Genomic DNA, 14,462 nt, shown 5'->3' with positions numbered 1-14,462 from the left:
TATGAGACTGATATCCAGCCTGACGGCGCTGTGTGCCGCGGCACTGTTCACCAGCCAGGCGATAGCGGCCCCGCTGATCCTGGCGACCAAGAGCTTTACCGAGCAGCACATTCTCTCGGCCATGACCGTCCAGTATCTGCAAAAAAAGGGGTTTCAGGTCCAGCCACAGACCAATATTGCCACGGTCATTTCCCGCAACGCGATGATCAACAAACAAATTGATATGACCTGGGAGTACACCGGCACGTCGTTAATCATTTTTAACCACATCAACAAGCGCATGTCACCACAGGAGTCTTACGAGACGGTGAAACGCCTGGACGCGAAGCACGGTCTGGTATGGCTCAACCCCGCCGATATGAACAATACCTACGCCTTCGCCATGCAGCGTAAACGCGCCGAAGCGGAACACATCAATACCATGTCTGAAATGGTCGCAAAGATTGAGCAGATCCGTAAAACCGATCCGGATAAAAACTGGCTGCTCGGTCTGGACCTCGAATTTGCCGGACGCAGCGACGGGATGAAACCGCTGCAGGCGGCATACAACATGGAACTGGATCGCCCGCAGATCCGCCAGATGGACCCCGGCCTGGTCTATAACGCAGTGCGGGACGGTTTCGTCGATGCCGGGCTTATCTATACCACCGACGGGCGGGTAAAAGGCTTCGACCTGAAGGTGCTGGAAGATGATAAAGGCTTCTTCCCGTGGTGCGTAAAGACACCCTTGACGCCAATCCGGGTCTGAAAGAGGCGCTGAATACTCTCTCCGCCCAGCTCAATAACGACGTTATCACCGAACTGAATAAGAAGGTGGATATCGACCATCAGTCACCGCAGCAGGTCGCCCGTGATTTCCTGCGTAGCAAACAGTTGCTGTAGGAGGCGCTATGGAGACGATTCATTACATTCTGGATAACTGGGACTATCTGTTAACCCTGACGCTGCAACACCTGTGGCTGGTGGCGCTGGCGGTTGGGCTAGCCATACTCATCGGCGTCCCTCTGGGGATTTTGATTGTCCGCCACAAATGGCTGGCGACGCCGGTGCTGGGGATTGCCACCATCGTGCTGACGATACCGTCCATTGCGCTGTTTGGCCTGATGATCCCGCTCTTTTCGCTGATCGGTCAGGGCATTGGTGCCCTGCCCGCTATCACGGCGGTGTTTCTTTACTCGTTGCTGCCAATTGTGCGTAACACCCATACCGCGCTGGACAGCCTGCCGCCGGGCCTGCGTGAAGCCGGACGCGGTATCGGGATGACCTTCTGGCAGCGTTTGCGCTGGGTTGAAATCCCGATGGCACTGCCGGTGATTTTTGGCGGTATCCGCACCGCCGTCGTGATGAACATCGGCGTGATGGCCATTGCTGCAGTGATTGGCGCTGGTGGCCTTGGCCTGCTGCTGCTTAACGGCATCGGCGGTAGTGATATTCGTATGTTAATTGCGGGTGCGCTGATGATCTGTCTTTTAGCGATTGTGCTCGACTGGCTGCTGCATCGTCTGCAGGTCGTTCTGACTCCAAAGGGGATACGATAATGATAAAACTGGAAAACCTCACCAAACAATTTTCGCAGAAACACGGCCAGAGCGTTAAGGCCGTCGACAACGTCAACCTCAACGTGCCTGAAGGGGAAATGTGCGTCCTGCTCGGCCCGTCAGGCTGTGGGAAAACCACCACCCTGAAGATGATTAACCGTCTGATCGCACCAAGCAGCGGCACGATCCTGATTAACGGCGAAGACACCAGCGGGATGGATACCGTGACCCTGCGCCGCAATATTGGCTACGTTATTCAGCAGATTGGTCTGTTCCCGAACATGACCATTGAGGAAAACATCACCGTGGTGCCGCGCATGCTGGGCTGGGATAAAGCCCGATGTAAAACCCGCGCTGAAGAGCTGATGGATATGGTGGCCATGGACCCGCATAAATTTCTCAACCGCTATCCGCGTGAAATGTCCGGCGGTCAGCAGCAGCGTATCGGCGTGATCCGCGCCCTGGCCGCGGATCCTCCGGTACTGCTGATGGATGAACCGTTCGGTGCGGTGGACCCGATAAACCGCGAGGTGATCCAGAACCAGTTCCTGGAGATGCAGCGTAAACTGAAAAAGACCGTGATGCTGGTCAGCCATGACATCGACGAGGCCCTGAAGCTTGGGGATCGTATCGCCGTCTTCCGCCAGGGGCGTATTGTCCAGTGCGCCAGCCCGGACGAACTGCTGGCAAAACCGGCGAACGAGTTCGTCGGCTCGTTTGTCGGCCAGGACCGTACGCTCAAGCGTCTGCTGCTGGTATCGGCAGGCGATGTCACCGACCAGCAACCGACCCTCACCGTACGGGGCTCTACCCTGCTTTCTGAGGCCTTTGCAACCATGGATGACAACGATATTCGCGCCATTACCGTCGTGGACGATCGGGGTAAACCGCTGGGCTTTGTGAAGCGTCGGGAAGCGCGTAATGCCAGCGGCACCTGTGCCGATATCCTGCATCCGTTCCGTATGACCGGCAAAGCGGAGGATAACCTGCGCGTGGTGCTTTCACGGTTGTATGAGAGCAACACCAGCTGGATGCCGATTGTCGACGAAGAGGGCCGCTATAACGGCGAGATCTCACAGGATTATATTGCCGAGTATCTCAGCTCCGGCCGTACGCGCCGGGCGCTGAATATTCACAGCGAGAGTTAAGCGAAAACTCTATGCCGGGCGGGCCAGACGTATGGCGCTGACCTGCCCGGCGGCACGCTCCCCTACAGCGCATTTGCTCAGGCCGACACGGTTCATCGCACGCATACCTTTTGCTAAGCCCGCGATTTCCCCTCACAATATTGTATCTCCCACATTTAATTGCGGCCCATGCAACGTCTTCACGCTTATCCCGACATCCGCGCGATGTTTCGCAGACTTCTGATTGCCACCCTTACCGGCATACTGGCCGCGCTGGCCGTCGCGGTGTTCCGCCACAGCATGTATCTGCTGGAGTGGCTGTTTCTCAGTAACAACAGCGGCAGTCTGGTGAATGCCGCGGCCGCGTTATCCCCGTGGCGTCGCGCGCTGACGCCCGCACTGGGAGGGCTGGCGGCGGGGTTATTGTTGTGGGGATGGCAGCGGCTTACGGCGCAACGTCCTCATGCGCCGACAGATTATATGGAAGCACTGGAGACGGGCGACGGCCAGTTTGATTATGGCTCGAGCCTCGTAAAATCCCTTGCGTCACTGCTGGTTGTCTCCAGCGGGAGCGCCATCGGCCGCGAAGGTGCCATGATCCTGCTTGCGGCGCTGGCCGCCTCCTTTTTTGCCCAACGCTTTACGCCGAAATCCGAATGGAAATTATGGATTGCCTGCGGAGCCGCGGCCGGGATGGCCAGCGCCTATCACGCGCCCCTGGCCGGCAGCCTGTTTATTGCCGAAATTCTGTTTGGCACGCTGATGGTGGCCTCGCTCGGGCCGGTGGTGATTGCGGCGGTGGTAGCCCTGCTTACCACGCGACTCTTAGCGCCCGGTGCCGGTACGCTCTATGACGTCCATCTGAGTGGCCTACTCAGTGCGGCAGATTATGGCCTGCTTGTCGCGACAGGCCTGCTGGCGGGCCTGTGCGGACCGCTGCTGATGTGGCTAATGGCGTTCAGCCATTCGTTATTTCTGCGTCTCAGGCTTTCGCCGCCCTGGCAACTGGCGCTCGGCGGAGCGATCGTCGGGCTGCTGTCGCTCCTGACGCCTGACGTGTGGGGGAATGGCTACAGCGTGGTTCAGGCTTTTCTGCTCGCCCCACCGCTGCTGTCCGTGATAGCAGGTGTATTTCTCTGTAAATTACTGGCGGTACTGGCAAGCAGTGGTTCTGGCGCGCCGGGCGGGGTTTTCACACCGACGTTGTTTGTCGGCTTGGCCACAGGAATGCTGTTTGCACAACTCTTCGGGCTGTGGTTTCCGGGGTCTGAAACGGTGATTTTGCTGGGGCTGGCAGGCATGGCGACGTTACTCGCCGCGACGACCCATGCGCCCATTATGTCTGCGTTGATGGTCTGTGAAATGACCGGGCAGTATTTTTTGCTGCCCGGTTTGCTGATTGCCTGCGTGATCGCGTCCGTCTTGTCGCGGACGTTACGCCACGACTCGATCTACGGACAACATCCGACCGAGGGAAGAGAGATCGATGTACTGCGCTAATTCACGCTGTTCGGCACGCGGCAGATAAGGCAGCTCGCCCACCAACGGTCCCGGCAGTTTTTTGCTCAGCACGTCGATGATTTCCGCGTAGTGCGCCAGGCCCGGGTTGATACGGTTTGCGACCCAGCCAATCAACGGCAATCCGTCATTGGCAATCGCCTGCGCCGTCAGAAGCGCATGGTTGATGCACCCTTCCTGAATACCGACCACCATGATCACCGGCAGTTGCTCCTGCACCACCCACTCAGAAAGCGGGCGCAGATCGTTCATCAGGCTGCGCCATCCGCCGGTACCTTCCACCACGACATGGTCGGCCATCTCGCTCAGGTTCGCCAGACCGTCGGACAACAGGGTGTAATTAATCAGACCGCTGTGCGCCACGCTGCTTTCATCTTCGCTTAAGGCAATGGGATTGATCGCGTGATATGGCAGTTCCAGTGACGAGACGCTTTGTAACACCAGGGCGTCTTTATTCCGCAATCCTTCGGGCGTCTCTTTACTGCCTTTTGCGACCGGTTTGTACCCTGCAACACGTTTACCGCTTGCTGCCAGAGCCTGTAGCAACGCGCGGGATACAACGGTCTTGCCGACAGAGGTATCTGTACCCGTAACAAAGAAACGCTTAAGCATGACTCATTCCACCTCTTGGGTATGCTTCGAAAATATAAACCAGAGAAATAATTCAGTGGGGGAAGTCTACGGGATGCGTGCGCTACCCAGCTTGAGATAGCGCAATTTTTCGTACATCTGCGGAAAAGAGTTAACCCTGTAGCAGGCGGATCAGCAGCGAGCCGTTGTACATGGCGTCCTTGACCAGGGCTGCACCAGCCATGGTGCCCTGATTGGAAAACTGGGTGCTTTCCACGGCAATATTTTTGCTGTAGGCCGGGAGCGCCTGTTGATGAATACAGGCCGAGATAGCCGGGAAGAGGATTTCCGCCGCCTGACTCAGCGGTGAGCCAATCAGGATTTTTTGCGGGTTGAAGAGATTCACCATAATGGCCAGAATGCGGCCAACGTTATTCCCCACTCCGGTAATAATATCCTTTGCCAGCAGATCCCCCTGACGCGCTGCGGCGCAGAGTGAATCGACGGTCAACGGTTGTCCGTGCAGCGAAGAGCTCATGGACTGGCTGAGCCTGACCTGCGCCAGCTCCAGCACGCTTTCCACGCTGGCGATGGTTTCCAGACAGCCATGGTTGCCGCAGTAACAGCGCTTGCCGTAGGGATCGACCTGCGTGTGGCCGATTTCGACCAGGCTACTGCTTCCGGCATGCAGAAGGCGTCCGTCGGTGATGACGCCCGCCCCGACGTTATGGTCAATCACCACCTGAATCACGTCCCTTGCGCCGCGGGATGCGCCAAACAGCGCCTCCGCCATCGTCCAGGCGCTGATGTCATGCTGAATATAGACCGGCACGCCGGTGTGATTTTTCAGCACCTCGCCCAGCGGCATCTCTTTAACATCGTCGTAGAACGGCATGCGGTGCACGATTCCATTTTCGGTATCAATAATACCCGGCATGGTGATCGCAATGGCCGTTAAGCGTTCAAGGCGTTGCTGATGGCGAATAAAGAAGTGATCGATATGGGTGACAATGGCATCGAGGAGCGATTGTTCAGCCTTGAGCGGCAGTTCCAGCCGGTCTTCTACCACCAGCTTGCTGCTTAAATCGCGCAGGGCAAGGAAGATCTCTCCCCGGCTAATGCGCAGTGACAGGTAGTGCCACGCTTCGGTCTCCACCACCAGACCGACCGCCGGACGGCCGCGGCTGCCCGGCTCCTGAATTTCCGTCTCCTGGACCAGGTGGGCTTCCAGCATTTCACGAACAATCTTGGTAATACTGGCAGGTGCCAGTTGTGCCAGGCGCGAAAGATCGATACGCGAAACCGGGCCAAGCTGATCAATCAGGCGATAAACCGCGCCAGCGTTGGTCTGCTTAATCTGATCAATGTGCCCTGGCTGACTATCAGCAACCACCTCGTACTCCCTTATTTTCGAGCATCGAAATAAACTGTGGGCTATGGTGAAGCACTTCAATGGCCGTCGTCAAATATTTACTTAGCCATGTGATTTACTGCACATTTTTACCCACTTTTCCCTCTAAATATTGTCCTGCAGAGGCGCTTAACAGTTGTGCTTTAAACCGCTGCGCTGCATGGCTCTGCTCATGATGTTTCGACCATACCAGCCACATTTCCGAAACAGCATCGCCTTCGGCGATAGCAACCCAGCGCATTTCACGCAATTGTACCCGTTTAAACGAGGCCGGAAGAATAGAGACACCCAGCCCCGCCGCGACAAGCCCAATGATGGTCATCGCTTCCCCGACTTCCTGCGTAATGATCGGGGCAAGATCGTAGCGTCGTAACAGGCCCAGAATATCGTCGTACAGACCGGTACCTACCTGCGGGTCGAAAAAAACAAACGGCTCTTTTGCCAGCTCTGCCAGCGTGACCGCCGAACGCGAGGCGAGCGGATGATCGTGCGGGATCATTGCCATCAACGGTTCGCGCAGAATAACCTGCCACGCCAGCGTATCCGGGAGTTGGGTGTTACGCATCAGACCTAAATCAAGAGAACCTTCATTCAGCGGAGCGATTTGCTCGCGGGTATTAATTTCGCGCGTCTGAATATGCACATCCGGAAAATGCCGGCGAAACGACGACAGGGTCTGCGAAACAGCGCTGATAAACGGTGCAGACGAGGTAAACCCAATCCGCAACTCTCCGGTTTCTCCGAGATAAAGCCGCTCTGCCCGGGCTGCCGCCTCATCCACCATACTGAGAATTTGTCGGCTGTCGGCCAGAAATTGCTTCCCGGCCGCCGTCAGGCTCACGCTGCGGTTGGTCCGTGCCAGAAGGCGCGCCCCGACCTGTTGCTCAAGGATCTGGATCTGCTGGCTTAGCGGGGGTTGTGAGATATTCAGTCTTGCCGCCGCGCGGCCAAAATGAAGCTCTTCAGCGACGGCGACAAAGTAGCGCAGATGACGCAGTTCGATATTCATATTTTTAAAGTATCATTTGAGATTATTAATATATTAGACAGAATATTTACATTTTCCTACTCTGATCGTGTGGTCATACCCGTCACCCGAAACCACGGGGATGTTTAAGCAAGGACATTGTGTGAGTCGTACATCTACCATTGATATCGATCCGGCCAGAGATATTGATGATTTACCCGCAGCATCGCAGCCGGTTCAGTTCATTAAACGTGGTACCCCCCAGTTCATGCGCGTCACGCTGGCGCTTTTCTCAGCGGGTCTGGCAACCTTCGCCCTGCTCTATTGCGTTCAGCCGATCCTGCCCGTTCTTTCCCATGAATTTGGCGTATCGCCTGCCAGCAGCAGTATTTCGCTCTCCATCTCTACCGGCATGCTGGCGATTGGTCTGCTTTTCACCGGGCCACTATCCGACGCCATTGGCCGTAAACAGGTGATGGTTACCGCCCTGATGCTGGCTTCGATTTGTACGTTACTCTCCACGATGATGACCAGCTGGCACGGTATCCTGGTGATGCGCGCGTTAATTGGGTTATCCCTGAGCGGCGTGGCGGCGGTCGGGATGACCTATCTCAGCGAAGAGATCCACCCGAGCTTTGTCGCCTTCTCTATGGGGCTGTACATCAGCGGGAACTCGATTGGCGGAATGAGTGGACGTCTGCTGAGCGGGGTGTTTACGGACTTCTTTAACTGGCGTATTGCGCTGGCGGTCATCGGCTGCTTTGCCCTTGCGTCTGCGCTGATGTTCTGGAGAATCCTTCCGGAATCACGTCATTTTCGTTCCACCTCCCTGCGCCCGAAAACGCTGTTTATCAACTTCCGTCTGCACTGGCGTGACAAAGGGTTGCCGCTGCTGTTCCTGACCGGCTTTCTGCTGATGGGCTCATTCGTTACGTTGTTTAACTATATCGGCTATCGCCTGATGCTCTCCCCGTGGCACCTGAGCCAGGCGGTGGTGGGTCTGCTCTCTGTAGCGTATCTCACCGGTACGTGGAGTTCACCTAAAGCCGGAGCGATGACGGCCCGCTTTGGACGCGGTCCGGTTATGCTGGTCTCTACCGCCGTCATGCTGCTCGGCCTGTTGATGACCCTTTTCGCCTCCCTGTGGCTTATCTTCGCCGGGATGCTGCTTTTCTCTGCCGGTTTCTTCGCCGCTCACTCGGTGGCCAGCAGCTGGATTGGGCCACGCGCTCGCCGGGCCAAAGGCCAGGCGTCGTCTTTGTATCTGTTCAGCTATTACCTCGGTTCCAGCTTTGCGGGGACGCTGGGTGGGGTGTTCTGGCATAACTATGGCTGGAACGGCGTGGGCGGTTTTATTGCGCTGATGCTCTGCGGGGCGCTGTTGGTAGGGACCCGTTTACACCAGCGTCTGCACTGATTCAGGGTTTGAAATCGAGCGTGTAGTTTTCCCCGATACGCTCATCAGGTACCACTGGGAGCACATGATCGTCACTGGCAGACTGTAAGGCCGCAATGGCGGCCTTACACAGCTCAGGATCGCTGCCTTTTACCACCTGAATGTCGGTCACATAGGCCGCGCCTTTGGGCTGGTGAATCTTTAACGAGCAGAGCTTCCCTTCATACTGCTCTGCGGTCATCATCCTTTGTTTCACTGTTTCCACATACGCAAACGCCCATGTGTGCGCGGAGTCTTCTTCGGTGTTGAACGGGATCACGTCATGATGATGTGTCTGGCACCCCGTCAGCAACACTGCAATCCCTACACTCACAACCTTGTTCATTTTCCATCCGGCAGTCGTTTTTTTTAGGGTTATAACACAGCGTTACTGAACGAAATAGCACCAAACTCTAAGGGGTAATGGCTTGGATTCTGGCGGGAATTTTGATACTACTCACTCTTCATGCCTGAAACATCGCCTTGCAAAGAGAAAACGAAATGAGCGAAAACAGCCACTACCAACAACTCACCCGCACCTTCCAGCGCCTCTCCCGTTTCTCCCACCTCTCCTCCATCGCCAGCTGGGATATGTTTACCATGATGCCGCCGGGTGGCAGTGCTGCGCGCGGTGAAGCGCTGGCCGAAATGAGCGTTCTGCAACACCAGATCCTGACCGATAAAAAGGTGGGTGAATGGCTCACCGCCGCGGCCGGTGAGGACCTGAATGATATTGAACAAGCCAACCTGCGTGAAATGACGCGTCATTACCAGCAGGCGTCGCTGTTGCCGGAAGCGCTGGTGGAAGCCAAATCGCTGGCAGGCAGCAAATGTGAGCACGCCTGGCGTACTCAGCGCCCGGCCAATGACTGGCAGGGGTTTGCCGCCAACATGAAAGAGGTCGTCAAACTGAGCCGCGAGGAGGCTCGTCTGCGTGCTGAAGCCAAAGGCTGCAGCCCTTACGACGCGCTGCTGGATATTTTCGAGCCGGACATGACCAGCGCGCGTCTGGACGTACTGTTCGCGGATATGAAATCCTGGCTGCCGGACCTGCTGGCAAACGTTGTGGAAAAACAGGCTCAGCAGTCGTTCGTTCCGCCGCAGGGCCCCTTCCCGACGGCAACGCAGCGTGAACTCGGGCTTGAAGCCATGAAGATGCTCGGCTTTGACTTTAACGGCGGTCGCCTGGACGTCAGTGCACACCCGTTCTGCGGTGGCGTGCCGGAAGATGTGCGCATCACCACGCGTTATGATGAGGACGAGCTGCTCAGCGCGCTGTTTGGCGTGATCCACGAAACCGGACACGCGCGCTACGAGCAAAACCTGCCGCGAACGTGGGCCGGTCAACCTGTCGCGCTGGCCCGTTCAACGGCGATCCACGAATCCCAGAGCCTGTTCTTTGAGATGCAGCTGGGGCGCAGCGACGCTTTCCTTAAACATCTCCTCCCTGCGGTTCACGCCCGTTTTGGCAGTCAGGCGGCGTTCAGTGAAGAGAACTTTATTGCCTGGAACCAGCGCGTGAAACCGGGCTATATCCGCGTCGATGCCGACGAAGTCAGCTACCCGGCACATGTGGTGCTGCGCTATGAAATTGAACGTGCGCTGATCAATGGCGATATCGAGGTGGATGACATTCCGGCGCTGTGGGATGAGAAAATGCAGGCCTGGCTCGGGTTATCAACCAAAGATAACTACCGCAACGGCTGTATGCAGGACATTCACTGGACCGACGGCGGTTTTGGCTACTTCCCGTCCTACACGCTCGGCGCGATGTACGCCGCGCAATTGTTCCATGCGGCCAAAACGGCGCTGCCGGGTCTGCAGTCCTCCATCGCTGAGGGCGATTTCTCCGCCCTGTTTGACTGGCTGCGTCAGAACATCTGGCAGCACGGTAGCCGCTTCACCACTTCGCAACTGATTACCCAGGCGACGGGTGAAGACCTGAATATCCGTTACTTCCGCGAGCATTTGACGTCCCGTTATCTGTAATCCAGCGGCCGGAGTACGCTCCGGCCGTTTTCCTTTTGCGCACCCTGTACCGCCCTTTGTACATTCCGTTACACGCCGATACCAATCACTCACGGAAACCCCGAATTTACAGGGATATAGTTCTTTCAACGGCCCCGCAGTGGGGTTAAATGAAAAACCAAATTCGAGGGTATGAACATGAAAAAAGTATTAGCTCTGGTTGTTGCCGCTGCTATGGGTCTGTCTTCTGCTGCGTTTGCTGCTGAAACCACTGCTGCACCGGCTGCTGCTGCGCCAGCTGCAACAACGACTGCTGCTCCGGCAAAAACCGTGCACCACAAGAAACACCATAAAGCCGCTAAACCTGCTGCAGAGCAAAAAGCCCAGGCTGCTAAAAAACACCACAAAAAAGCCGTTAAACAAGATGCCGCTAAACCGGCTGTAGAGCAGAAAGCGCAGGCCGCTAAAAAGCACCACAAAAAAGCGACCAAACCTGCTGTAGAACAGAAAGCCCAGGCGGCTAAAAAGCATCACAAAAAAGCAGTAAAACACGAAGCTGCTAAACCAGCTGCACAGCCAGCTGCGTAAGAGTACAAGCTTAACCGTGCCTTTCGGGGCACGTTGGTAAACCGGCGCTGAACCGGAAAGGTCCAGCGCCGTTTTTTTTATCCGGAGGGCGTATGCTGCGGCGCTATCGGTTTGAGCTGATTCTTATCCTGCTTATTTTATGCGCGCTCATCGCAAGCCATTTTTATCTTTCCTGATCGTAGCACGCTGATTTTACTCCCACTTTAGCGCTGTCCCGTCTATAGTATTTTCATAGGGTTCACTTTTAATAATCATAATTGCCCCCACCAGAGTGTGATATGCGTAAATCTGTTGTGTTGTTACTGGGAACGTTTGGTCTTTTTTCTGGATTCTCACATGCGGATGATGGCGGTGATGAAACCATTAGCGCGAAAGAGCTTAAAACGCTGTTTTTCGGTCATGACGATCGTACGCGCGTCGCCGATCCTACCCAGGCACCCTGGGACGCTATCGGGCAACTGGAAACCGCCAGCGGTAATTTATGTACCGCTACGCTGATTACCCCGCAACTTGCCCTGACGGCAGGCCACTGCCTGCTGACACCGCCAGACGGCAAGCCAGACAAAGCCGTTGCCCTGCGATTTGTGTCGCAAAAAGGGATGTGGCGTTATGAAATTCACGGTATTGAGGGACGGGTTGATGCTTCTCTCGGCAAACGTCTGAAGCCCGACGGTGACGGCTGGATAGTGCCTCCGTCAGCGGCATCCTGGGATTTTGGCCTGATCATTTTGCGCTACCCGCCTTCTGGCATTACCCCGCTTCCGTTATTTGACGGAGACAAAGCCGCGCTCACTGCCGCACTGAAAGCCGCCGACCGTAAGGTGACGCAATCAGGCTACCCTGTCGATCATCTGGACGCGCTTTACACCCACACGGACTGTATTGTCACAGGATGGGCGCAAAACAGCGTGCTCTCACATCAGTGCGATACGTTACCCGGTGACAGCGGCTCGCCGCTGATGTTAAAAACGGATAACGGCTGGCAGCTGATTGGTGTTCAAAGCTCTGCGCCAGCGGCAAAAGACAGATGGCGTGCAGATAACCGGGCCTTAGCCGTGACCGGTTTTCGTGACAAGCTGGAAGCACTGGCGCAGCAGTAGCTCAGCACTGTCTGACCTGACGTAACGCCCTGATTGATTCAATCGGCATCGGCTGGCTGAACCAGAATCCCTGCAGCTGATCGCAGCCAGCCAGCCGTAACAATTTCATCTGCTTTTCGTTTTCCACCCCTTCAGCGACCACCGCCATGCCCAGGGCATTGGCGATCCTCACCGTGCCGCTCACCAGCGCCGCCGCCTGCTCATCGTTGTCCACCAGCCCGGCCAGTGATTTATCAATCTTAATGGTGTCGAAATTAAAACGCCGCAAATAGCCAATACTCGAATAGCCCGTGCCAAAATCATCCAGCGCCACCGCGGTGCCCAGCGCTTTAAGGTTGGCAATCGCCGTGCGGGCACGCTCGGGGTTTTCCAGTACATAGGTCTCCGTGACTTCGAGCTGGAGTCGCCTGGCCGGGAAACGGGTGCTTTCCAGAACCCAGGCCACTTTTTCTTCGAATTCAGGGTCGCGAAACTGCGCCGGGGAGATATTAACGGAGAGCTTCAATTCGCTGTACGGCTCCAGATCCTGGCAGGCACGCTGCAAAACAAACTGGCCCAGTTTGTAAATCAGCCCACTCGTTTCCGCAATGGAAATGAAGGTATCCGGACCGAGTTCACCTTCCGGACGACGCGGCCAGCGAACCAGCGCTTCCACACTGCTCATTTTCTGACTGCGGGCGTCAATAATCGGCTGGTACCAGACCTCAAACTCGTCTCGCTCCAGTCCGTTACGGATCTGGTTTTCAATCGCAAGCTTGCGTTCCCGGGCGTTATTCAGCGCCGCGTCATAGTGGGTGACACGCCCTTTCCCGCTAATTTTGGAATGGTACATGGCGATATCGGCGCGGCGAAACAGCTCGGAACTGGTGCATTCAATCAGGGTTCCGCTGGCAATCCCGATGCTGGCACCGATATGAATGGTGCGCTCCCCCAGACGAATGGGGGTATTGAGAAAATCCAGTACCGATTCGGCAAAGGTGGTCGCCAGCGCTTCTGCCCCTTCACCGCCGATGGTCATGGCAAACTCATCGCCTCCCATGCGCGCCAGCATCCCGCCCGGTGGAACGCATTCATTCAGCGTTTTGGCGATGGTCACAATGAGATCGTCACCGACGCTGTGGCCGTAGATATCGTTGACGTCCTTGAAGCCATCCAGATCGATAAACACCACGCTTTTGACGTCAATATCGCCACGCAAACTCACGCGGTCCAGCGCTTCAATGAGTGCGCGGCGGTTCGGCAGATGACTTAGCCAGTCCGTTCTGGCGACCAGACGCGCCTGGCTTTCTCCGCGGGCCAGTTTGTACAGGCCCACACAGCTCACCATAATAAACAGCAGGATCAGCACCGATGCCAGCACCACTATCTGCGTAATATCGGATGATGCGGCCCGGGCCGCCTGCGCGCCAGGAAGGCGTGCCTGCCAGTTGAGGTACCCCAGTAACTCCCCTGCAGAACTGCGCAGCGGCATACTCAGACTGTTGATTTTATCCGGGGTAAAGTTGAGGTTATCAATCTGAAAGGTCTGCCCCAGATCGGATAATATGCCGCCATTCAAATGGCGGGTAATCACCAGATAGCGGCGTGTACCGTCGTTAACCTGCAATCGCCCGATCATCGGTCGGATCAGCCCTATTCCGACAAACGCGACGCCGTGACGCGTTCGGGTGATCCCGGCATAAATATTCTTCTGGCTGGGTAATTCACGTCCGTGCTGCTGAATAAGCGCTTGCAGGCCTTTGCCAAAAAAGTTGAGATTCGACTCCGCAAAAGGCTGGCTTTGAAACGATCCCCAGATAACGTTGAAATGCTCATCCAGCACGAAAGTGCCGTCATAGAGGTTATTGACTTTAAAGCCCGCTCCCCAGGTGTTGTATAACCATTCGGTATCGAGCTTTGGGCGGTAGACCTCGCGTACCGCATCGTCCCAGACGGCATTATCAATCACCAGGGTCGAGACACGGTTAACCGACGTTTGTATCGCACCCTGCACGGAAAGCGTGGTGCGGTGCTCGTCAATTTCATTGGTTTTGGTGCTGATCAGGTGCAGAGATAAATAGAGCAGCGCGACAATGGAGATGATTAAGCCGATCCCCGCCATGAAGATCATGGCGAACAATGTTCTCGCGGTGGGAATATTGCGCCAGCTTAATGTGCGATACATTAGCCATCCTCTTCAATGTTTTGCTTTTTTTAAGAGTAATACAGGCAGCGAATTTCGCTGCCTGTAAATAATGGCT

Annotated in this window: 12 protein-coding genes and 1 pseudogene; 8 read left to right on the top strand and 5 right to left on the bottom strand. The window is 55.9% G+C overall.

The window, feature by feature from the left end; all coding sequences use genetic code 11:
- Position 1: 1 nt before the first annotated feature.
- From osmX to clcB, 4 genes and pseudogenes are all read left to right on the top strand, one after another.
- Positions 2-882: pseudogene (gene osmX, locus ACN9MQ_RS10150) on the top strand (osmoprotectant ABC transporter substrate-binding protein OsmX).
- An 8-nt stretch (positions 883-890) separates the two neighbouring features.
- Positions 891-1,538 (top strand): osmoprotectant ABC transporter permease OsmW, encoded by a 648-nt coding sequence (gene osmW, locus ACN9MQ_RS10145; RefSeq protein WP_014169860.1) that lies wholly within the window; start codon positions 891-893, stop codon positions 1,536-1,538.
- Positions 1,538-2,686, top strand: a complete 1,149-nt coding sequence (gene osmV, locus ACN9MQ_RS10140) for an osmoprotectant ABC transporter ATP-binding protein OsmV (protein ID WP_047357361.1) — start codon at positions 1,538-1,540, stop codon at positions 2,684-2,686. Before osmW ends, osmV begins: the two co-directional genes overlap by 1 nt.
- A 168-nt stretch (positions 2,687-2,854) precedes the next feature.
- Positions 2,855-4,165 (top strand): voltage-gated ClC-type chloride channel ClcB, encoded by a 1,311-nt coding sequence (gene clcB, locus ACN9MQ_RS10135; RefSeq protein WP_426021461.1) that lies wholly within the window; start codon positions 2,855-2,857, stop codon positions 4,163-4,165.
- On the opposite strand, the gene bioD is transcribed toward clcB, so the two are convergent.
- The 3 genes from bioD to ACN9MQ_RS10120 form a co-directional block, all read right to left on the bottom strand.
- Complete coding sequence (gene bioD, locus ACN9MQ_RS10130; RefSeq protein WP_014169857.1) at positions 4,100-4,795, bottom strand: dethiobiotin synthase; 696 nt, start codon at positions 4,793-4,795, stop codon at positions 4,100-4,102. The two genes, clcB and bioD, sit on opposite strands and share 66 nt — an antisense overlap.
- A gap of 130 nt (positions 4,796-4,925) precedes the next feature.
- Positions 4,926-6,146, bottom strand: a complete 1,221-nt coding sequence (gene mlc, locus ACN9MQ_RS10125) for a sugar metabolism global transcriptional regulator Mlc (RefSeq protein WP_020884286.1) — start codon at positions 6,144-6,146, stop codon at positions 4,926-4,928.
- A gap of 94 nt (positions 6,147-6,240) precedes the next feature.
- A complete protein-coding gene (locus ACN9MQ_RS10120; RefSeq protein WP_426021460.1) occupies positions 6,241-7,173 on the bottom strand; it encodes a LysR family transcriptional regulator in 933 nt (310 codons plus the stop codon).
- A 121-nt stretch (positions 7,174-7,294) separates the two neighbouring features.
- On the opposite strand from ACN9MQ_RS10120, the gene ACN9MQ_RS10115 reads away from it, so the two are divergent.
- Entirely contained in the window at positions 7,295-8,548 is a 1,254-nt protein-coding gene (locus ACN9MQ_RS10115; protein WP_020884288.1) for an MFS transporter, read from the top strand.
- 1 nt (position 8,549) lies between these two features.
- Here the strand turns inward: ACN9MQ_RS10115 and ACN9MQ_RS10110 are convergent, their stop codons facing one another.
- Positions 8,550-8,912, bottom strand: coding sequence for a cell envelope integrity protein TolA (locus ACN9MQ_RS10110; protein WP_426021459.1), 363 nt, complete (start codon positions 8,910-8,912; stop codon positions 8,550-8,552).
- A 155-nt stretch (positions 8,913-9,067) separates the two neighbouring features.
- On the opposite strand from ACN9MQ_RS10110, the gene ACN9MQ_RS10105 reads away from it, so the two are divergent.
- The 3 genes from ACN9MQ_RS10105 to ACN9MQ_RS10095 all read left to right on the top strand — a co-directional run bounded on the left by ACN9MQ_RS10105 (position 9,068) and on the right by ACN9MQ_RS10095 (position 12,222).
- Complete coding sequence (locus ACN9MQ_RS10105; RefSeq protein ID WP_426021458.1) at positions 9,068-10,555, top strand: carboxypeptidase M32; 1,488 nt, start codon at positions 9,068-9,070, stop codon at positions 10,553-10,555.
- Positions 10,556-10,732: 177 nt separating this feature from the next.
- Complete coding sequence (gene asr / locus ACN9MQ_RS10100; RefSeq protein WP_032670412.1) at positions 10,733-11,122, top strand: acid resistance repetitive basic protein Asr; 390 nt, start codon at positions 10,733-10,735, stop codon at positions 11,120-11,122.
- A gap of 278 nt (positions 11,123-11,400) precedes the next feature.
- A complete protein-coding gene (locus ACN9MQ_RS10095; protein WP_020884292.1) occupies positions 11,401-12,222 on the top strand; it encodes a trypsin-like serine peptidase in 822 nt (273 codons plus the stop codon).
- Between the two features lies 1 nt (position 12,223).
- Here ACN9MQ_RS10095 and ACN9MQ_RS10090 read toward each other — a convergent pair whose 3' ends face one another.
- Positions 12,224-14,386 carry a bifunctional diguanylate cyclase/phosphodiesterase gene (locus tag ACN9MQ_RS10090; RefSeq protein WP_426021457.1) on the bottom strand — a complete coding sequence of 721 codons (2,163 nt, stop codon included), beginning with the start codon at positions 14,384-14,386 and terminating at the stop codon, positions 12,224-12,226.
- Positions 14,387-14,462 lie beyond the last annotated feature (76 nt).

This window comes from Enterobacter sp. R-25 (genome assembly GCF_049913205.1).
In the GTDB taxonomy this organism is placed as follows: domain Bacteria; phylum Pseudomonadota; class Gammaproteobacteria; order Enterobacterales; family Enterobacteriaceae; genus Enterobacter; species Enterobacter ludwigii.
This window is presented reverse-complemented; position numbering and strand designations above follow the sequence as displayed.

Excerpts from the sequence above, each read along its gene's own strand:
- ACN9MQ_RS10110 (WP_426021459.1), bottom strand. The coding sequence starts at position 8,912 with ATGAACAAGGTTGTGAGTGTAGGGATTGCAGTGTTGCTGACGGGGTGC.
- ACN9MQ_RS10095 (WP_020884292.1), top strand. The coding sequence starts at position 11,401 with ATGCGTAAATCTGTTGTGTTGTTACTGGGAACGTTTGGTCTTTTTTCT.
- ACN9MQ_RS10120 (WP_426021460.1), bottom strand. The coding sequence starts at position 7,173 with ATGAATATCGAACTGCGTCATCTGCGCTACTTTGTCGCCGTCGCTGAA.
- osmW (WP_014169860.1), top strand. The coding sequence starts at position 891 with ATGGAGACGATTCATTACATTCTGGATAACTGGGACTATCTGTTAACC.
- asr (WP_032670412.1), top strand. The coding sequence starts at position 10,733 with ATGAAAAAAGTATTAGCTCTGGTTGTTGCCGCTGCTATGGGTCTGTCT.
- ACN9MQ_RS10105 (WP_426021458.1), top strand. The coding sequence starts at position 9,068 with ATGAGCGAAAACAGCCACTACCAACAACTCACCCGCACCTTCCAGCGC.
- osmV (WP_047357361.1), top strand. The coding sequence starts at position 1,538 with ATGATAAAACTGGAAAACCTCACCAAACAATTTTCGCAGAAACACGGC.
- bioD (WP_014169857.1), bottom strand. The coding sequence starts at position 4,795 with ATGCTTAAGCGTTTCTTTGTTACGGGTACAGATACCTCTGTCGGCAAG.
- clcB (WP_426021461.1), top strand. The coding sequence starts at position 2,855 with ATGCAACGTCTTCACGCTTATCCCGACATCCGCGCGATGTTTCGCAGA.
- ACN9MQ_RS10090 (WP_426021457.1), bottom strand. The coding sequence starts at position 14,386 with ATGTATCGCACATTAAGCTGGCGCAATATTCCCACCGCGAGAACATTG.